Annotated in this window: 16 protein-coding genes and 1 tRNA gene; 10 read left to right on the forward strand and 7 right to left on the reverse strand. The window is 43.6% G+C overall.

Features of this window, described 5'->3' with window-relative positions; all coding sequences use genetic code 11:
* The first annotated feature begins 63 nt into the window (after positions 1-63).
* From W234_RS14765 to W234_RS0104770, 3 genes are all read left to right on the forward strand, one after another.
* Positions 64-414, forward strand: a complete 351-nt coding sequence (locus W234_RS14765; RefSeq protein ID WP_025643618.1) for an IS630 transposase-related protein — start codon at positions 64-66, stop codon at positions 412-414.
* Positions 341-907 carry an IS630 family transposase gene (locus W234_RS14480; protein ID WP_227501901.1) on the forward strand — a complete coding sequence of 189 codons (567 nt, stop codon included), beginning with the start codon at positions 341-343 and terminating at the stop codon, positions 905-907. The genes W234_RS14765 and W234_RS14480 overlap by 74 nt, the downstream gene beginning before the upstream one ends.
* 703 nt (positions 908-1,610) lie before the next feature.
* Positions 1,611-2,930 (forward strand): valine--pyruvate transaminase, encoded by a 1,320-nt coding sequence (locus W234_RS0104770; RefSeq protein WP_025645250.1) that lies wholly within the window; start codon positions 1,611-1,613, stop codon positions 2,928-2,930.
* A 103-nt stretch (positions 2,931-3,033) separates the two neighbouring features.
* Here the strand turns inward: W234_RS0104770 and W234_RS0104775 are convergent, their stop codons facing one another.
* The 5 genes from W234_RS0104775 to hisB all read right to left on the reverse strand — a co-directional run bounded on the left by W234_RS0104775 (position 3,034) and on the right by hisB (position 7,688).
* Positions 3,034-4,515: an AAA family ATPase gene (locus W234_RS0104775; protein WP_025645253.1), complete on the reverse strand. Its 1,482-nt coding sequence runs from the start codon at positions 4,513-4,515 to the stop codon at positions 3,034-3,036.
* A gap of 333 nt (positions 4,516-4,848) precedes the next feature.
* A complete protein-coding gene (locus W234_RS0104780) occupies positions 4,849-5,778 on the reverse strand; it encodes a DJ-1/PfpI family protein (RefSeq protein WP_025645255.1) in 930 nt (309 codons plus the stop codon).
* A 152-nt stretch (positions 5,779-5,930) separates the two neighbouring features.
* Positions 5,931-6,308 carry a hypothetical protein gene (locus tag W234_RS0104785; protein ID WP_025645257.1) on the reverse strand — a complete coding sequence of 126 codons (378 nt, stop codon included), beginning with the start codon at positions 6,306-6,308 and terminating at the stop codon, positions 5,931-5,933.
* Positions 6,309-6,414: 106 nt separating this feature from the next.
* The gene (gene hisH, locus W234_RS0104790; RefSeq protein WP_025645258.1) at positions 6,415-7,050 is read right to left on the reverse strand and encodes an imidazole glycerol phosphate synthase subunit HisH; all 636 of its coding nucleotides are present in this window, start codon (positions 7,048-7,050) and stop codon (positions 6,415-6,417) included.
* On the reverse strand, positions 7,050-7,688 hold the full coding sequence (gene hisB, locus W234_RS0104795) for an imidazoleglycerol-phosphate dehydratase HisB (RefSeq protein WP_051397433.1): 639 nt from the start codon (positions 7,686-7,688) through the stop codon (positions 7,050-7,052). The genes hisH and hisB overlap by 1 nt, the downstream gene beginning before the upstream one ends.
* 237 nt (positions 7,689-7,925) lie before the next feature.
* On the opposite strand from hisB, the gene W234_RS0104800 reads away from it, so the two are divergent.
* The 5 genes from W234_RS0104800 to W234_RS0104820 all read left to right on the forward strand — a co-directional run bounded on the left by W234_RS0104800 (position 7,926) and on the right by W234_RS0104820 (position 11,735).
* Complete coding sequence (locus tag W234_RS0104800; protein WP_025645267.1) at positions 7,926-8,348, forward strand: hypothetical protein; 423 nt, start codon at positions 7,926-7,928, stop codon at positions 8,346-8,348.
* Positions 8,349-8,441: 93 nt separating this feature from the next.
* Positions 8,442-8,517: transfer RNA gene (locus tag W234_RS0104805), tRNA-Phe, on the forward strand.
* 200 nt (positions 8,518-8,717) lie between these two features.
* Positions 8,718-9,218, forward strand: coding sequence for a DUF4385 domain-containing protein (locus W234_RS0104810; RefSeq protein WP_025645269.1), 501 nt, complete (start codon positions 8,718-8,720; stop codon positions 9,216-9,218).
* A 116-nt stretch (positions 9,219-9,334) separates the two neighbouring features.
* The gene (locus W234_RS0104815; protein WP_025645270.1) at positions 9,335-10,024 is read left to right on the forward strand and encodes a phosphoglycolate phosphatase; all 690 of its coding nucleotides are present in this window, start codon (positions 9,335-9,337) and stop codon (positions 10,022-10,024) included.
* Position 10,025: 1 nt separating this feature from the next.
* Positions 10,026-11,735, forward strand: a complete 1,710-nt coding sequence (locus tag W234_RS0104820; RefSeq protein WP_025645272.1) for a formate--tetrahydrofolate ligase — start codon at positions 10,026-10,028, stop codon at positions 11,733-11,735.
* A gap of 158 nt (positions 11,736-11,893) precedes the next feature.
* Here the strand turns inward: W234_RS0104820 and W234_RS0104825 are convergent, their stop codons facing one another.
* Entirely contained in the window at positions 11,894-13,471 is a 1,578-nt protein-coding gene (locus W234_RS0104825; RefSeq protein WP_025645274.1) for a YifB family Mg chelatase-like AAA ATPase, read from the reverse strand.
* A 286-nt stretch (positions 13,472-13,757) separates the two neighbouring features.
* On the opposite strand from W234_RS0104825, the gene W234_RS0104830 reads away from it, so the two are divergent.
* Positions 13,758-16,334: a penicillin acylase family protein gene (locus W234_RS0104830; RefSeq protein WP_025645276.1), complete on the forward strand. Its 2,577-nt coding sequence runs from the start codon at positions 13,758-13,760 to the stop codon at positions 16,332-16,334.
* A 251-nt stretch (positions 16,335-16,585) separates the two neighbouring features.
* Positions 16,586-18,136: an oxygen-independent coproporphyrinogen III oxidase gene (gene hemN / locus W234_RS0104835; RefSeq protein ID WP_025645279.1), complete on the forward strand. Its 1,551-nt coding sequence runs from the start codon at positions 16,586-16,588 to the stop codon at positions 18,134-18,136.
* An 88-nt stretch (positions 18,137-18,224) separates the two neighbouring features.
* Here the strand turns inward: hemN and W234_RS0104840 are convergent, their stop codons facing one another.
* On the reverse strand, positions 18,225-19,106 hold the full coding sequence (locus W234_RS0104840; protein ID WP_025645281.1) for an SPFH domain-containing protein: 882 nt from the start codon (positions 19,104-19,106) through the stop codon (positions 18,225-18,227).
* Between the last annotated feature and the right edge of the window lie 64 nt (positions 19,107-19,170).

The following is a 19,170-nucleotide window of genomic DNA, read 5'->3' on the forward strand; positions in this document are numbered from 1 at the left end:
TATAGTCTAATCCAAATAAAACCGATACAATATTTATAACAATCTTAATTAATGAAATAAACAATGACTTATTCAATAGACTATCGCAAACAGGTACTTTCTAGCATCGCTGATGGCATGACCATACGAGAAGCTGCGCTGTTTTATGGACTTAGCACCAGCACCATTCACAGCTGGCAGCAGAACCTAACTCCTAAAACAACCAGAAATAAAGCACCAACTAAAATACCTGATGACGCATTGATTGAAGACGTAAAAACATATCCAGATGATTATAACTATGAAAGAGCTCGTCGCTTGAACTGTAGTAAGACTGGCATCTTTAATGCTTTAAAGCGTCTTGGTATCAGTCAAAAAAAAGACCTTAGAACATCCAAAAGCGTGTCCGATAAAAAGAGCAGTATTCCAGAATAAGCTTGATAGCTTTACGCAGCAAGGCTACCCCATTGTCTATATGGATGAAAGCGGCTTTGAGGCTGAAACCATTCGTTCTCATGGCTATGCACCGATTGGTACACCCTGTATCGATAGCTACAACTGGCAAGCAAAAAAGCGAACCAACGTCATCGGAGCTCTCTATGAAAAAATGCTTTTTGCGCTTGATTACTTTGAGCAGAACATCAATGGCACCATATTCTACGACTGGTGCAAACACACTTTAATTCCAAGTCTCAAGACTAAATGCGTGATTGTCATGGATAACGCTCGGTTTCATAAAAGCAAACGCATTCAAAAACTATTAAACAGACATGGCCATCGTATTCTTTGGCTGCCGCCGTACAGCCCTGATCTGAACCCTATTGAGAAAAAATGGGCACAGGCTAAGTTTCTGCGCCAAGGGTGGATGGAGAATAATCTCCCTAAACTGTTTTATGATATGGGCTGTATCGATTTTATAAAGACTTAACTATACACCTGTAAGGAAATACTTAAAGGCTTGTAGCTCAGTTATAGAGTTTACAGAAAAACAAATAGTCAAAAGACTAGGACTATCCTCTAAAAGCTATATTAATAAAATCAACAAATCGAATCAAATTGCTAAAACTGTAAAAGATATCATTAAACATGAAGATATTCTAAACAACAAATTCTATGATGAAAATAAAAAATTAGATGTACTTGGCATATGGTTAAATGAAAATAAAAGTTTTGAAAATTGTATATCTATTAGGAACGAGTTAAAAGACAATTATGATTTTTGGATAGAGAAAGCTAATTTCCATAACTTCAAACGCTTAGTGTGTATTATCGATGAAATAGAAAATAATGACTTATATCAATAGCAGTCATACGTTTAATCAACGATCGTACAAGCTATCAAGGCTTAGTATAACAAAAAATTCCAATTTGTTGACTCTTTACGAGAATTTGAAAAGATAGAGTATGGACCACAGCAGTACTGACCACCAAATGCTTATTCCCGAGACTTTAAACCTAAAATGCCTTCTACTCACCTAGAAGGCATTTTTTTACTTCATAAGCTGTATAGACATATAAGTCAATATCTACCCCGCACTTTGCTTATTTTATAGCCCTCATTTGCTATACTAGCCCAACTTTATCGGTTAAATACCCACTTATAACACCCTCCCAAACAGCATGGTAGCCTTATGAAATTCTCAAAGTTCGGTCAAAAATTCACCCAGCCCACTGGCATCTCACAATTGATGGATGATCTGGGCGACGCGTTAAAAAGCGATCAGCCCGTCAATATGCTAGGCGGCGGTAATCCAGCGCGTATTGAAGCGGTGAATGAGCTGTTTTTGCAGACCTATCAAGCGCTGGGTAACGATGGTAGCTTTCGTGAGGACATTAACAGCACGGCGACGAGTAGCATGGCGAATTACTCCAATCCGCAAGGCGATGCCGCTTTTATTGACGCCTTGGTAGGCTTCTTTAATCGACATTATGATTGGAATTTGACGAGTGAGAACATCGCTTTGACCAATGGCTCGCAGAATGCGTTTTTCTATCTATTTAATCTATTTGGCGGTGCGTTCACTGATGATAAGAATGAATCTGTCGACAAGTCCATTCTACTACCATTGACCCCTGAGTATATCGGCTATAGTGATGTGCATGTCGAAGGTCAGCATTTTACCGCCGTATTACCGCATATCGATGAAGTGACGCATGATGATGAAGAAGGCTTCTTTAAATATCGCGTGGATTTTGACGCGTTGGAGAACTTGCCCGCATTGAAGGAAGGGCGTATTGGCGCGATTTGTTGTTCGCGTCCGACCAATCCAACGGGTAATGTCTTAACCGATGAGGAAATGGCGCATTTGGCGGAGATTGCTAAGCGTTACGATGTACCGCTGATTATCGATAACGCTTATGGTATGCCCTTCCCTAATATTATTTATTCAGACGTTACCCTTAATTGGGATGACAATACCATTCTGTGTTTTAGCTTATCCAAAATTGGCTTACCCGGAGTGCGTACCGGTATTATCGTTGCCGCGCCTGAGGTGATTGAGGCGGTCAGTGCGATGAATGCCGTGGTTAATCTTTCACCAACACGCTTTGGCGCATCTATTGCCACGCCGCTGGTTGAAAATAACGCTATCAAAGACTTGTCTGATAACGATATTAAGCCTTTTTACCAGCAACAAGCCAAGACCGCAGTTACCTTACTTAAAAAAGAATTGGGCGATTACCCGCTAGTGATTCATAAACCCGAGGGCGCGATATTTTTGTGGTTATGGTTTAAAGATTTACCGATTAGCACCTCTGAGCTGTATGAGACTCTCAAAGAAAAAGGTACGCTTATTGTACCAAGCGAGTATTTCTTCCCCGGTGTGGATGTCAGCGATTACCAACATGCACACGAGTGTATTCGTATGAGTATCGCTGCCGATGAGCAAACACTGACGGATGGTATTAGAGTGATTGGTGAGGTGGTACGCGGACTTTATGATAGCAAGTAGATAACATTATAAAAAATATGAAAAGGTTGCTCTAATAAATGGACAGCCTTTTCATAGTACAAAAGTAGAGGGATATATATTGTTTACACCTAATAACACCCTCTTATGAATCTACTAATAGACTTTTAAAAAAGTCACTTCTAATAATACTGAGCATTTTTTGAGTAGAACATTGAAGTTCTTCTTCTGTGTATTGAGTGTTATAAGTATTTTCTGGATGATGAATACTGTGTCTTATATAGGAAATTACTGAGAGTCTCTCTGTAATAGTATTTCCATTATTCTTATCTCTTTTCCAATTTTTATTTTTTTCTATATTGTATTTGTCACATACCCAATTATCGAAATATTTAGCATTGCTTAAGCTTGCAATAGAAGAGATATATCCATAAAGCTCGTTATGAAAATCAGTTGAACATATTTCATAAGTAAAGTAGTTTATTTCGGCTAATGTAGGCGAAAAAGAAAAAGTTCTCATTGTTTCAACCGCGATTGCATGAGCTGATTGATTAATCTTCTTAGTCATGTACGTGCATATATCATCACTAGCAAAATGTTTTAAAAGAAAAGGGGAATGAGTAGTAATAAAAACCTGTTGGTGCCTTGAAATTGTGATTATAGATTCAATTAAAGTTGTTTGAGCTCTAGGGTGAAGAGAAATCTCGGGTTCATCAATAAAGAAGAATAAAGGTTTTTTCAAATCTGAATTGCTTGGATGTTTAATTAAAAAATCAGCATATACTTTCATTACAGCTAGTGCGAATGCTCTCTGCATTCCGCTACCTTTTTCAGAAATACTTGTCTCGACTCCATCATTAATTATTATATTCCCTAACTTGATAAATGATGATGGTTCTGGAGGTTGAAAATCAAAAGAGACTGTCGCTTCTCCGTAAAATTCGCATAGTGATTTTTCAATATCATTAACGAGACCTTGAGATTGTTTTGATAAAGACTCTTCACCTGTAGTAAATGCTATATTATGAGCGTCCAAGAAGTTACTCCAATTTGAGCTAGCTTCAAAATCACTACAGATATCTTTTAACAACTTTCCTAACGTCTTTGTACTACCAAAATCCATTAATTCACTTGCATCCATATCCGACCATATAGATACAACCTCAAACAATGTATTAATAGCTTTATCAAACCCAGTTGGATTCTCAAATTGATCAGTATCACTATTATATACAGTTATTTTTTTAATATTAATATCTACCGACTTATTACCCTGCTGGATGCTATATTCCTCAGAAGTACGTTTTAGCGTTATTTTTTGCGTTCCACCAACATCTACAATGTACGGTAAATACTTAGCCTCAGAAAAGTTCTCTATTGACTCTCTAAGATTACCTTCTATCTCTATAGTAATAGAAACATGCTTATCTTTATGATTTACATTTTTGTAATCATCAATAGTTTTATCTTTTGAAACACCTGATCTTAAAAAATCTATCGCCTTAAAAACTGTAGTTTTACCCGTGTTATTCTCTCCAACTAAGCATACGACCGGCTTATTAGTATCAAAAACAATTGTCTCTGCAAAAGCTTTAAAGTTTTCTAAAATTAGCTTGCTAATTTTCATACTCATCCTTAAGTAATATTTTGACAAATTATAATAAGTTTAGAAAAGTTAAATTTTACGTAAAATATACACAACTACTGAAAATAAGTCTATAATTTTGTTTCTTCGACTGAAAACCGTCGTCCATTTGTTCAAAACATAAGTTTAAAAAGGTGGTAGCTAGGTGTTAACAGGGTTATACAAACTCTGACTGATGACATCCATGTGATTGGTGAAGTGGTACGTGAGTTATATGATGAGGCTCAAAACAAGTAATCATCAAGTCAAATAGCAAAACGAAAAACGGACTAATAAATAGTCCGTTTTTTTATATGATGACTTTATGAAAACGATCTAACCAAACTCTTTTAGTAAAGCTTTAGCACTCATTTTACCAAAGTCATTTGCCGCGAGTGGCCCATCGCCTGAGATAAGCTTTCTATCTTGATGCGTCTGCCCTGAGACGAGCTTATTATCAATAGTAACGCCTAAATCTTCTAACTTCTCGGCGAAATACCATGGCATAGGTCCAGGCAGATAGCCAATTTTTGGCATTTGCTTATCCATCGCGGTCGGGAAGGCTACCATCTTATAACCTTTAAAAATAAAGTCACGCTTGGAATTACCTTCATCAGAACTGTCAGGACTATTAAGGTCAGCCGCCAATAACGCTGCAGGCCCGTGACAAATCGCTAAGGTAAAGAGATCATTATCGTGTCCCCAACGTAGCAATGCGCCAAGGTTTTTGTCTTCCGGCAAGCCGAGCATAGCGCCATGACCACCTGGAATAAAAATCGCTGCGTATTCAGTGCTGTCTGCCATATCGTTTTTGACGAAGTCAGCGATGCTGTTTGGACTCTTAAACTTGGACTCGTACTCACTATAAATTTGTTTAACGTCGTCATCGTCCTCTGGCATCGCCCACTGCTCGACCTTGACCGCCTCGCCTGTTGGCGTAAACACATCGACATCAAAGCCTGCTTTTTTAAAATGTAATAACGGCACCATCATCTCCACCGGATGATTACCGGTATCAAATTTATTGCCGTTCTCCATGGTCATATACTGCTCTTCGGTACAGACCATCATAATTTTCTTATCGCCCGTATAGGGATTATCGTAATTAGTATGATCGTAGTTGGTTTTATTCGGCGCAGCTATCTTTAGCGATGATGTTGAGGGAATATAAATGCCTGCTTCAGTTTCTTGCGGCTCTAAGCCTAGAGTATTTTTGGCGTTGTCTAAGGTGTCTTTGGCTTTATCTAATAGATCTTGCATATTCATAGTGGCTTCCTTTTTTATAATTTATATTTATTGAGTAGCTATTTATTAAGTAGCTAGAAATGATCAATCTAAGGTAACAAATGAAGACAGCATTAAATAGATGAGAATTTTTATGTTTCGTAAGCTTTGTAAAGCAGGATTGAAAAACTGTTTTAACGGGTTTTCTTTAGTAGCTTACTTGGTGAGCTGCTCGCTTGAAAAATCCTTGTCCACTTATTTAAAGCAAATAGCACGAAAGGCAGCAGGCAGGTATTAATGAGATCATGAATACTTGCTTTGATATCTGTACCTTTTAGAGCCAGAAGGCCTTTTGGCACAATGATGTGACGATTGTCGAAATATTCACCTAGCAGTGCTACGCTAATGACGACTAATAATGCTAAAAAGGCTCTGATAGTCTGATTCTTAATGATAGGGCGTAAGATAAACATGCTGAGCAGATAGACGCCGACGCCGACGTAAATGTGTAACGCGTCTTTGGCAAGACCCGTCGTCTCAACAACGTTTATTTTAAAGGTGTTAAAGTCCAATGGTTTTACTCGAATGTTGGCTATATATAATAAAAAAGGTGGGTTACGCTATCGCTAACCCACCCTACTGCTGTTTTATTTTATCCTATAGTGGCACAAAATACACCTAAACCTGCCAGTCTACAAAATTCTTGAGCAGCTGCAAGCCTGCGGTATGGCTCTTCTCAGGATGGAACTGAGTGGCAAATAGGTTGTCTTTGATGATACTAGCACAAAACGGCTGGCCATAATCACAGATAGCGGCGACTTGAGAGTTATCGTTAGGCGCGCAGTAGTAACTGTGCACAAAGTAAAAGTGCGCGTTATCCTCAATACCGTGCCAAAGCGGATGGTCAAAATCCATACCACTAATCGTATTCCAGCCCATGTGTGGCACTTTAATGGTTGCGCCTTGCTTATCTGTCCACGATGGATCAAAGGCTTCTACGTTGCCATCTAAGATACCCAAACACTCGGTGCCGCCATTCTCGCTTGATTGCTCAAATAAGGCCTGCATACCCACGCAAATTGCCATCACCGGCTTGTTGAATATAGCCTTGCGCACGACGTCATCGATGCCAGCATCGGTCATGCCGATCATACAATCACGCATCGCACCAACGCCAGGGAAGACGATTTTATCAGCGGCAGCCACGACTTTGGGGTCGTTAGTGATGGATACCTCCGCGCCGACATTGGTGAGTGCCTTGCTGACCGAGTGCAAGTTACCCATGCCATAATCTAATAGTGCAATTTTGGTCATTAGAATGCCTCTTTGGTCGATGGCAAGGTATTCAATGCCCGCTCATCATACTCACAGGCCATACGCAGCGCGCGGGCAAAAGCCTTAAAAGTTGACTCGATTTGGTGGTGGCTATTTTTGCCTTTAAGATTATCCAAATGTACGGTCATCCATGAATGATTGACGAAGCCGTAAAAGAATTCGCTAAACAGATCGACATCGAAGGTGCCGACATGCGAGCGCGTAAACGGAATATCCATATGCAAGCCTGGACGCCCTGATAGATCGACGACCGCGCGCGTCAACGACTCATCAAGCGGCGCATAAAAATGTCCGTAACGGCGGATGCCTTTTTTATCGCCCAAAGCTTTGTTAAACGCTTGGCCCAAAGTAATACCGGTATCCTCGACACTATGGTGATCATCGATATAAGTATCGCCGACGCATTTGATATCTAAGTCAAATAAACCATGACGCTTGATCTGATCAATCATATGATCCAAAAATGGCACGCCAGTATCGACCACACCTTGACCGGTACCATCAAGGTTAACGGTACAAGTGATTTGCGTCTCAGCAGTGTTACGTTCAACAGTGGCGGTGCGCGCTGGGCGACCATACAGGTTTGCATTTTGCGCTTGATTAATATCGGCAGACATAGCTACTCTCTATAAATAAAGGGTGGGGAGTAAATAGACACTTAAATAGACATTAAGGAAATGTAGATATAAGCTTATCATAGCAAAATGGCGTCATGACGGCTATGGCAGGACGGTAAAGCAAGGCGCTATTTGTCTCAATCTGTTAAAATACTGCCTTAAGTTTTATTAATGACGCTTGTTTAGTCGGTTGTTTTACTTAATACGGTTAGCACTCATAAGACAATAGGATACATCATGCCTTTAGAAGCCATTGCGATTAACGATTTAAATGCGCCTTTAATCAAAAAACCTGGTCGCGACAATGAGCTTGCCGAGCGCTTAGAGACCATGTATGACGCTGACGATACGCAGCCTAGCGGCGAGGAGGTATTAAATATCATCGAAAATGGCTTTAAGCGTGGCCAATACCTATATGTCGGCATGTTCAATGACAAGCCCATTGCCGCAGTTGGTTGCTTTGATGATGGGCAAACCAACGCTAAGCGCTTGCAATACTTAACTGTGCATGAGCAAAACAAAGGCCGCGCAATCGACGCGAAGTTCATCAAGATGGTCTATGATGCGGAGGTCAAAAAAGGCGTGCGTCAGTTTGTCCCTGTCGATAACGATATCCATCAGATCATGAGCGACTACGAATTAATCAGAGTTAAAGACTAAGATTTGCATCGAATCTGATTATTTAGCCACAAAAGATAAAAATGTCTTGACAGCACCGCTTATATTTAGTTTAATAGCGTCCTCAGCGAAGACGGCTCGATAGCTCAGTCGGTAGAGCAACGGATTGAAAATCCGTGTGTCGGCAGTTCGATCCTGCCTCGAGCCACCATTTCGTTGATCTCATTTAGCTTTTAAATAAGCACCTAAAACCTCAGACGCTCGCGTTTGAGGTTTTTTTATGCCTGTAAGAAACGCACCCATTCATAACATTTTTACGCTACTTTTCCTTGTGACTTGCTCAGTATACTGAGTAGCACTACTGACAAAGGGTACTATTGATAAAAAGGCAGCTATGATAGGAGCGTTTAGATGAGAGAGTTTGATTACGATTTGGATTATAAGAATCTAGATCTACGTAAGTACCCTGAGCTATACCGTGTCGGCCGCGGCGAGCAAGGCGTGTTGCTTGTTGAGCCTTATAAATCTGAGATACTGCCGCATTGGCGCTTTGCTACTCCTGATATTGCGCATGAGAGCAGTGAAACCATTTATCAGATGTTTTTAGATTATTTAGCAGATGATGACTTCGTTGGCGCGGATATGGCACGTAAGTTCATCCAGATGGGTTACACTCGTGCTCGCCGCTATGCCAACCATAAAGGCGGTAAAAAGTACAAAGGTCCTGTGCCCGATGATAAAAAAGGTCAAAGCGGCGCGCATGGTCGCGAGGAATTACCTCGTCAAGAGGAAGACCCCGTTAAGGCAGAATCGGCGCGGATATTTAAAGCTAAGTGGGACGAGTGCCGCGAAAATGAGGACTATCTACGCATGAAAAAACAGCACCGCGAGCGTTATAAAGACGTTGAGTAACTTATATCATTATAACTAAGTAGTTTGAAACTTTTGCTGTGTTAAAGTGGCACAGCTGACAGCGGTTTTTTGGCTTCTTTGAATAAATAACACGCCGTAATGATGAGTAAAAACTTATGCAAAATAAGCAACTTTTGATTTTTGATTTTGATGGTACTTTGATCGATAGCGTTCCTGATTTGGCAGCAGCGATTAATATTATGCTTGAACAGCTAGGCTTGCCCACCTACTCACTCGAAACTATAAAAGGTTGGGTCGGTAATGGCTCACGGCTACTAGTAGAGCGCGCTTTGATTGGCAAGACAGAAATCGGCGAAAACGAGCTGACCCAGTTAGAGGCCGATCATGCTGAGCAGCTGTTTCTTGACGCTTATAGCAATCTTAAAGCGAGCAAAACGGTCGCTTACCCTGATGTTGATAAAGGTCTAAAACAACTGCATGACGCCGGATTTACCTTAGCCTTAGTGACCAATAAGCCCATTCGTTTTGTACCCAAAATCTTGCGCACGTTTGGCTGGCAGGATTGGTTTGTAGTAGTGCTCGGCGGTGATAGCTTACCAACCAAAAAGCCGGATCCTGCGCCGCTATTGCACGTTTGTGATAAGTTAGGAGTAATGCCAGATAAGGCGGTGATGATAGGCGACTCAAAGAACGACATATTAGCCGGGCAAAATGCTGGCATGGATACCCTCGCGCTCTCTTATGGGTATAACTACGGTCAAGATATTCGCGACTTTCAGCCGACGCAGGCCTTTGATAACTTTGCCACTTTGACTCGCTACCTTTTAGATAAAAAAGAGCTTTAATATGGACGTTCCTAGTGATATTGCTATCGCCCAAAATGCAACTTTGTACCCTATAAAAGATATCGTCAAAACGTTAAATCTATCGATAGATGATATTGAGCCTTATGGCCATTATAAAGCGAAAATAAATGTCAGCGAGGTGCTGAGCAAGCCCGCTAAAGCCAAAAACAGCAAATTAATATTAGTCACAGCGATCAATCCGACGCCCGCAGGCGAAGGTAAAACCACAGTCACTATAGGCCTAGCCGACGCGCTAAATCGTCTGCATAGAAAAAAAGGCGATGGTAAGTTGACCACCGTGGCTTTACGTGAACCTTCCTTAGGCCCAGTATTTGGGATAAAAGGCGGCGCAGCGGGTGGCGGTTACGCGCAGGTGCTACCGATGGAAGATATCAATCTGCACTTTACTGGCGATTTCCATGCGATTGGCGCGGCTAACAACTTATTAGCGGCACTGATTGATAATCATATTTATCAAGGTAATGCGCTCAGCATCGATCCTAAGCAAGTATTTTGGCGGCGTGCGGTAGATATGAATGATCGACAACTGCGTAATATCGTCGGCGGCTTAGGCAAGCGCACTGACGGCGTTGCCCGAGAAGACGGCTTTGATATTACTGTAGCTTCAGAGGTGATGGCTATATTTTGTTTGGCTACCGATTTAAGTGATCTCAAGCAGCGTTTAGGGAATATCTTAGTCGCTTTAGATACTGATAAGCAGCCTATCTATGCTCGTGATCTTAAGGCACAAGGCGCTATGGCAGCGCTGTTAAAAGAAGCGATCAAACCTAATTTGGTACAGACGATAGAAGGCACGCCAGCCTTGGTACATGGCGGTCCGTTTGCTAATATCGCTCATGGTTGTAACTCAGTTATCGCGACCCGCGTGGCACAGCATTTAGCCGATTATACGCTTACCGAAGCGGGCTTTGGTGCTGATCTTGGCGCGCAAAAGTTCTGTGATATAAAGTGTCGCCTATCAGGACTTGCGCCCGATGCTGCGATTATCGTCGCCACCATTCGCGCCTTAAAATATAACGGCGGCGCCCTTAAAAACGAGCTGACCCAAGAGAACCTATCGGCGCTTGAACAAGGCTTTCCTAATTTATTTAAACACATTGAAAATATGCGTGAGGTGTACGGCCTACCCGTCGTCGTCGCTATCAATCACTTCGTCAGCGACACTGACGCAGAGGTTGAGCTGGTTCGGCAGGCCTGCCAAGCGAGAGGCGTCGAGGTTGCCTTAACGCAAGTCTGGGAAAAAGGCGGCGCGGGCGGTGAGGAGTTGGCAAATACGCTAATACAGTTATTTGAGAACGAAGAAAACCCGTCAAGCCAGTTTCAGTTTTCGTATGATAGTGATAATAGTATTGCCGATAAAATCCGCACGGTGGCGCAGCGTATTTATGGCGCGGCTGATATCGATATCAGCTCGCTTGCCCAATCAAAAATACGCCAGTTGGAGCAGCTGAATTTAGATAAGATGCCAGTTTGTATTGCTAAGACTCAGTACTCGCTGAGCGATAATGCCAAGCTGCTAGGACGACCAACTGATTTTACCCTTCATGTGCGCGACATCAGCGTCTCAAGTGGCGCGGGGTTTATCGTAGTGATGTGTGGCACTATTATGAAAATGCCTGGCTTGCCTAAACACCCCTCAGCTGAGCGTATCGATGTCGATGATACAGGTCATATTACGGGCTTGTTTTAAATACTAGAGGCTGTATAGCCATTGATAAATACTGATTAGCTAAATTTTGAATTTATTTAGACTTTGTAGGCTGGCGCTTTTAGCCAAGCCCTGTACTTTTGCAGAACTTTGAGCTGGGCTAAAGCCGCAGCCTACGCCAACTAGGTTTTTATAATAATTTACTTACTGCGATAGCTGAGCGCCTCAGAGACGTGAGCACTAGTAATATCAGTACTGTCTGCCAGATCAGCAATGGTACGCGCCACTCGCAGTACCCGGTGGTAACCACGCGCTGATAGGTTCAAGCGCTGCTGCGCCATTTGTAATAGCTGCTGCTCGCTTGCGCCGAGCTCCACGTATTCATCAAGCTCACTAGGACTTAGCTCATTATTCGCTTTATTCTGTCTGCGGATTTGTCGTTCATTGGCAGCCGTGACGCGCGCTCTAACGGTTTCTGAGCTCTCTCCTCGACTACTATTTTGCAAGTCGGCTATAGGGAGCGCCGGCACCGTGATATGCAAATCAATGCGGTCTAATAGCGGTCCTGAAAGCTTATCTTGATAGCGCTTAATCTGTTCAGGACGACAGCGACAGCGGTTAGAGACGTCGCCATCATAACCGCAAGGACAAGGATTCATCGCCGCAACGAGCTGAAAGTTAGCCGGAAAAGTCATCTGTGAGTTAGCGCGGCTAATGGTGATTTGCTTAGCCTCCAATGGCTGACGCAATACTTCAAGCACGCTGCGCTCAAACTCAGGCAACTCATCAAGGAACAGCACGCCTTTATTGGCCAAAGTTATCTCGCCAGGTTTTGGGCGTGAGCCGCCGCCAACGAGTGCTACTGCTGATATCGTGTGATGAACTTGCCTGAAAGGCCTCGTACCATAATCATAATCGCTATCGGCGACGGAGTAAGTACTCGCCACTTCTAGCGCGTCCTCAGCGCTTAAGTCTGGCAAAATCGTTGGCAATCTTGATGCCATTAACGTCTTGCCCGAACCCGGCGGTCCTGTGAATAGTAGTGAATGCCCGCCAGCCGCTGCAATCTCTAAGGCGCGCCGTGCATGGTGTTGACCTTTAACATCTGCCAAGTCCACTTTATAACCTACTCGCTCTTGCGTTGTACTAGGAGTGACGACTTCTAAGCGCTCAGTGCTTGCGTTTGGGTCTGCTAACGACTGTAAGTGCTGACATACCGGCTGTAGGCTTGTCGCGCCTAGCACCTCTACACCTTCAACGCGGCTGGCTTCCATACCATTATCGATAGGCACGACTAATTGTATAGACGGGTTTGCGGCGATTTTGTCTGCTGAATTTTTTGTTTGCGCTGGTGCTGCTTTTGCAGTCTTTGCCGCCAAGGCCTCTGCTCTTATCGCTCGCGCTACTGCCAAACTTCCCGTTACCTGCCGCAGATCGCCATTGAGCGCCAGCTCACCGATAAACTCAAACCCTGCTAACACCTCCGGATCGAGCTGACCACTTGCGGCTAAGATGCCAATAGCAATTGGCAAATCAAGACGGGCGCCGTCCTTTGGCAAATCAGCAGGTGCTAGATTGATCGTTAGTCGCCGATTAGGAAACTGAAAGCCAGAATTCAGAATAGCGGAGCGTACTCGATCTTTACTCTCGCGTACGGCCGCTTCTGGTAAGCCGACGATAGTAAGCGCTGGCAGACCTTGGGATAAATGTACTTCTATAATCACTTTTGGCGCATGTAGACCGACGACCGAACGGGTATAAACTTGCGCAAACGACATGAGCGTTTCCTAATAGAAGGGAGGTTTTATAATAGAGTATTATTAATTAGTGCGCAAATATCGTCTCTCATTAATGCACCAGCTTACTGTCAATGATCTGTAGGCTTTGTTTATTTAAACTAATCTATCATTTAACTAGAAAAGCGCTAAAGTATTGTTATATGATGAGTGTGCAGTTGTACACTGTACACTACTAGCAATAAAAAGGAATTTATTGAGGGCTCAAAGTGATCGGAAGTTTATGACACTTTTGAGCCGTTATTATTAACTAGGGACAGTAAAGCTTATGAAAATCACAACACGCAATCGGCGCACACCGAAATTAGCGTTATTAACAGTGGCCGTCTCGTTTGGATTGGCCAGTTGCTCTGATAGCGATAATAGTTTTAACGATACAGTCGTCACCACTCCTGAATTAAATCCGCCTATCGTCACCTCTCCTTCCACTGAGTTTGCTGCAAACATTCAGCGTACTGAGTTTGGTATACCTCATATTATTGCGAACGACTACAAAGGTCTCGGTTACGGCGTTGGTTACGCTTTTGCCGAAGATAATATCTGCTCACTTGCCCGCGAGATCGTCGTTTCTAGTGGTCAGAGTATGCTGTATCTAGGTGACGAAGGCAGTGTGGCTAGCGATGTATTTTATACTTGGTATAATTCACCCGCCAAACGTGCTCAGTTTTTGAACGCCCAAGAGCCCGAGGTTCTTGATGCAGTCACTGGCTATGCAGCTGGGGTCAGTCGCTATCTGCGTGATACAGGCGTAGAAAACATAGATCCTGACTGTGCGGGGGCTGAGTGGGTACGCGAGATTAGCACTGATGACCTACTAGCTCTTTATGGCAAGGCCAATTTACGCGGCGGGCTCTCCAATTTCGTTGGCCCTATAGTAGCGGCAGCACCACCTGACCAAAATATAGTCATGGGCAGCAGCAGGATGCGCTCTATTGAGTCGGACTCGGCTACTCAGACAACTTTGAATTCGGTCTCATCGACATCGGCTGCAGACTTGGCAGCAGGATTTGATTTTGACATGTCGACCATCAATGCGATGGATGGCGGTAGTAACGCTTATGCCTTTGGTAGTGAGGTTACCGGTAAAGACGAAGGCGTTATGTATGGCAACCCGCATGAGCCGTGGAATGGCGTTCAGCGCTTTTATGAGTTTCATCTGACGATACCAGGTGAGATTGACGTCATGGGCTCCGCCCAGCAAGGTCAACCCTTTGTCAATATTGGCTTTAATAAAGATGTGGCGTGGAGTCATACCGTCTCTACTGCCAAGCGCTTTACGCTTTATCAGCTCGATCTGGTCAATGGCGATCCTATGAAGTACAACTATACCAAGGCAGATGGCAGCGTCGAGCAGCGGGATATCCGCGTAGATGAAGTGACCATCCAACTACCTAATAACGAAACCTTGACTCAGCCTGTTTATTCTTCGCATTTTGGTCCGATGTTAGCCGTTGATCTCGTCAATGGCTTGCTACCAGCTTGGGGCCAGAATAATAGCGCCTTTACCATTCGTGATGCCGCGGCAGAAAACGCGCGCTCATTGAACCAATGGCGTAGCATGAATAGAGCCACTAGTGTCGAGGATTTAGTCGATAGAATGCAAGATCAAGTGGGTTTAGGATTCGTCAATACCATCGCTACTGACCGTTATGGTAAAGCCCTCTACGCTGATATCTCGACCGTACCACATGTAACCAAAGAAAAGCTTGAGAGCTGTATTGATGGCAATCTCTTCTTAAAAGCCATTGTTAACTTTGGCTTGCCCGCGCTGCGCGGCGATACCGCAGCCTGCGAATGGGGTAATGACGATGACTCACCACAAGCAGGTATCTTTGGACGCTCAAACTTGCCGTTCTTGATCCGTGATGATTATGTCGCAAACTCCAATGACAGCTATTGGCTAAGTAATCCAGAGGAGCCTTTGACTGACTTCTCGCCCCTGCTCCGTCGTCAACTCACTCCTTTCTTAGGTGCTGATCCTGTTGCTGGCGTGCCGTTACTCATGCGCTCACGTATGGGTCTAGTGCAAATACAGGATCGTTTAAATAATGATGATGGTCTTGGCGGTACTACCTTCAACTTAGATAATATGCAAGAGGTGGTTTATAGTAATCGCAGCTATGCCGCTGAACTGGTGCTAGATGACGTGTTGGCCGACTGCAGCGCCAACCCTGTTATGTCCTTGTCTAATGGTAGTACTCTCGACGCTACGCAAGCTTGTAATGTCCTAAGTAATTGGGATCGCCGTAACGATATCGATAGCGAAGGCGCGCATGTCTTCAGAGAGTTTTGGCGTAATGTTGGTTTTGAAGAAGCCACTGAGAACGAAGACCTCTTCAGCGTGCCCTTTGACGTTAATGATCCGGTTAATACGCCGCGCGATATTATTATCAGTAGCAAGACTCGTACCGCTCTAGCCGATTCGATTCAGTATTTTAACGACAAAGGCATTGCGCTTGACGCCGCTTTAGGTAGCGTGCAGTACGTGTTTGATGCAGGCAACAATAACGAGAGAATTCCTATGCATGGCGGTCTAGGTACCGGCGAAGGTCTCTTCAATGTAGCCCGTGGATCTGGACCCAATGACGCTGGTAACTACATCATTAGTAATGGCCCCACTTATATGCAGACCGTCACCTTTGATGATAACGGCCCTGTCGTAGAGTCCTTACTGGCCTATTCGCAATCAGCAGATAGCACGCGCCCTTATCATCGTGACCAGACGCGCCGCTACTCAGACAAAGATTGGATTAGAGTGCCCTTTAGTCGAAATGAGATCGCCAACAAAGCCGTTGGTCAAATACTTGAGCTTAGAGAAGACAATCAGAAGCTAGAAAATAAATAGTCATTATTAAGCTATAAGAAGGCCTCAGATCATTCTGGGGCTTTTTTTTGGTTTGTCTTACCTCTGTATAGACCATTATCTATGATCAAGTAAATAGCACCTTCACAAAACCACTTAATCACCCTAATTAATGTATGGATTTGCTATAATACGGGTTATTGATACAGCCATTTTTTCATAACAAGCTGTAAACAACCTATCTCTCGTTAGCCGACTACAATAAACCGCTGTTAACGTAAAAGGAGCGCCGCATGACAGAGTACTCAACCTCTTCTCATCCAAACCACCCTCAGCAGCCTTATAATCATGCAGGTGAGCAACCGACTACCGCACGTCCTGTCGTTGAAATCCAAAACCCTTATGCAAGTTTACGCGGCGATAGCAGCAATAAGCAGCTGCCTACTTTTGATCAGGCACTTATTCATAAATATAATCGCTCAGGGCCACGCTACACTTCCTATCCGACTGCTTTAGAATTTACAGAGATAGCTGATGGTTTAGAGACTAAAATCCTTCAAAGCCGTGAAGCACGCGCGCCCTTATCGCTATATTTTCATATTCCCTTTTGTCGTCACCTTTGCTATTACTGCGCTTGTAATAAAATCATCACTAAGAAAAATAGCGACTCAGGCGACTACTTAGAGTATCTCATCGCTGAGATTAAACTCAAGCGGCGTTTATTGACCACTGAAGGTGGCAAGAACCCAGTCGTCAAGCAGCTGCATTTAGGTGGAGGTACGCCGACATTCTTGCGTGACGAGGATATGGTACAGCTGTGGGAGTTTTTACAAACCCAGTTTGAGTTTTTGCCTGAAGACGAAGGCGATTATTCTATTGAAATCGATCCGCGTGAGCTGGGTGATAACACCTTGCAGACGCTACGTAGTCTTGGCTTTAACCGTATTAGCCTCGGCGTACAGGATCTAGAAGAAGCGGTACAAATCGCGGTCAATCGTGTCCACTCCGCAGAGCTCATCGCTAATATTATGGCTGAAGCAAGAGCGCTTGGGTTTCATTCCATAAACCTTGATCTGATTTATGGTTTGCCGCATCAAACGCCAGCTACTTTTGCAAAGACAGTAGACCGTATTATTAAGATGGCACCCAATCGCTTATCGGTATTTAACTACGCGCATTTGCCCGAGCGTTTTAAAGCCCAAAGACAAATCAAAGACGAAGATCTGCCCAGCCCAAGTGATAAGCTGTCTATGCTTGCAGATACCGTAAACACGCTGACCGAGGCCGGCTATCAGTACATAGGGATTGACCATTTTGCCCTGCCTGATGATGAGCTAGCGATAGCCCAGCGTGCGGGCAAATTGCACCGTAATTTTCAGGGCTACACTATCATGGGCGACTGTGATTTATTAGGTTTTGGCGTCTCTGCCATCAGTCAGATTGCAAATGCTAACACCCGCTATATTTTACAAAATCATACCGATTTGACGGTTTATCAAGAGACGATTAACGCAGCTCGTAGCAATCCTAATGTTATGCCCGCAGCGAAAGTCATTAAAACCTCTATCAAAGATCGTCTGCGTGAGTATGTGATTATGAACTTACTCTGCCATGACTATATTGATTTTAAAGACGTCAATCAAAAATTCGGTATCGATGCGATTACTTACTTTATCGATGAGATAAAGCAGCTTGGCGCAATGCAAGAAGACAAGCTTATCGATATGGATGCCGCAGGTATCCGTATTATGCCTAAAGGTCGCTTTTTGGGCCGTAACGTCGCTATGGTGTTTGATGAATACTTAGGGAAGAAACATAAAAATCGTTTTTCTAAAGTGATTTAACGTACTTTAAAAAATACTTTATGCACAAAAAAGACCTCGTTTTTGAGGTCTTTTGTTATGTCAATATGAGCGCTCAACCGTAGCGTTGTTACACCTTAAACTTATCGCCAACCATACCTTTGACCGTACTTAAGATATCGGCCGGTAGCACCACCATTTTTGAGTTGTCCGATTCTGCCAAGTCACGAATTGATTTGATGTACTGCTCGCCAAGTAAGTAGACAATGGGCATCTCTTCATCACCCATTGCAGCGGTAATCAGACGAATGGACTCCTCAGAACCTTTAGCTAGTACCACTTGCGCTTCAGCATCACGGCGTGAAGCCTCAAGACGACCATCAGCTTCTAAGATAGCCGCTTGCTTTTGACCATCGGCGCGCGTTACGGTAGCCCGGCGTAGACGCTCTGCCGCGGCCTGCTCTTCCATAGAGGCTTGCATGGTTTGCGAGGGGTTAATGTCTTGAATCTCTACGGTTTTAAGGGTAATACCCCAATCTGCGATGTCTTCTGAGATCGCCTGTTTGAGCAAGGCTTTAATCTCATCACGACTCGATAAAGCGTTATCTAGATCCATCTCGCCGATGATCGAGCGCAAAGAGGTTTGTACCAAATTGCGGATACCATGTTCATAATCTTCAATACCGTAGACCGCTTTGTCTGGACGCAAGATGTTGATATATGCCACGGCATTGGCGATGATCACGACGTTATCACGGGTGATGACCTCTTGTGATGGGATGTCTAATACGATGTCCTTTGTGGTGACTTTATAAGCGACTCTATCCACAAAAGGAATGATAATACTAAATCCTGGCTCCAGCGTTTGCTGATATTTACCCAGCCGCTGCACGACCCATTTGTATCCTTGCGGGACAATACAAACGCCTTTAAAAACGGTAAAAATCACCAATGCTATTAATACCAGCATCACGATACCGACACCATTTAAACTACTCAAGATACTGTTCATCTCATTCTCCTTGACCCTTGCTTTATTTGCCAGCGACGTGATTTATGTCCTTTTTTTCTTAATT

Source organism: Psychrobacter sp. TB15 (assembly GCF_000511655.1).
GTDB classification, from domain to species: Bacteria; Pseudomonadota; Gammaproteobacteria; order Pseudomonadales; family Moraxellaceae; genus Psychrobacter; species Psychrobacter submarinus.

What these genes read in the sequence shown, in the direction of transcription:
- W234_RS14765 (WP_025643618.1), top strand. Translation starts at nt 64, where the DNA reads ATGACTTATTCAATAGACTATCGCAAACAGGTACTTTCTAGCATCGCT.
- W234_RS0104770 (WP_025645250.1), top strand. Translation starts at nt 1,611, where the DNA reads ATGAAATTCTCAAAGTTCGGTCAAAAATTCACCCAGCCCACTGGCATC.
- W234_RS0104775 (WP_025645253.1), bottom strand. Translation starts at nt 4,515, where the DNA reads ATGAAAATTAGCAAGCTAATTTTAGAAAACTTTAAAGCTTTTGCAGAG.
- W234_RS0104780 (WP_025645255.1), bottom strand. Translation starts at nt 5,778, where the DNA reads ATGAATATGCAAGATCTATTAGATAAAGCCAAAGACACCTTAGACAAC.
- hisH (WP_025645258.1), bottom strand. Translation starts at nt 7,050, where the DNA reads ATGACCAAAATTGCACTATTAGATTATGGCATGGGTAACTTGCACTCG.
- hisB (WP_051397433.1), bottom strand. Translation starts at nt 7,688, where the DNA reads ATGTCTGCCGATATTAATCAAGCGCAAAATGCAAACCTGTATGGTCGC.
- W234_RS0104800 (WP_025645267.1), top strand. Translation starts at nt 7,926, where the DNA reads ATGCCTTTAGAAGCCATTGCGATTAACGATTTAAATGCGCCTTTAATC.
- W234_RS0104810 (WP_025645269.1), top strand. Translation starts at nt 8,718, where the DNA reads ATGAGAGAGTTTGATTACGATTTGGATTATAAGAATCTAGATCTACGT.
- W234_RS0104815 (WP_025645270.1), top strand. Translation starts at nt 9,335, where the DNA reads ATGCAAAATAAGCAACTTTTGATTTTTGATTTTGATGGTACTTTGATC.
- W234_RS0104820 (WP_025645272.1), top strand. Translation starts at nt 10,026, where the DNA reads ATGGACGTTCCTAGTGATATTGCTATCGCCCAAAATGCAACTTTGTAC.
- W234_RS0104825 (WP_025645274.1), bottom strand. Translation starts at nt 13,471, where the DNA reads ATGTCGTTTGCGCAAGTTTATACCCGTTCGGTCGTCGGTCTACATGCG.
- W234_RS0104830 (WP_025645276.1), top strand. Translation starts at nt 13,758, where the DNA reads ATGAAAATCACAACACGCAATCGGCGCACACCGAAATTAGCGTTATTA.
- hemN (WP_025645279.1), top strand. Translation starts at nt 16,586, where the DNA reads ATGACAGAGTACTCAACCTCTTCTCATCCAAACCACCCTCAGCAGCCT.
- W234_RS0104840 (WP_025645281.1), bottom strand. Translation starts at nt 19,106, where the DNA reads ATGAACAGTATCTTGAGTAGTTTAAATGGTGTCGGTATCGTGATGCTG.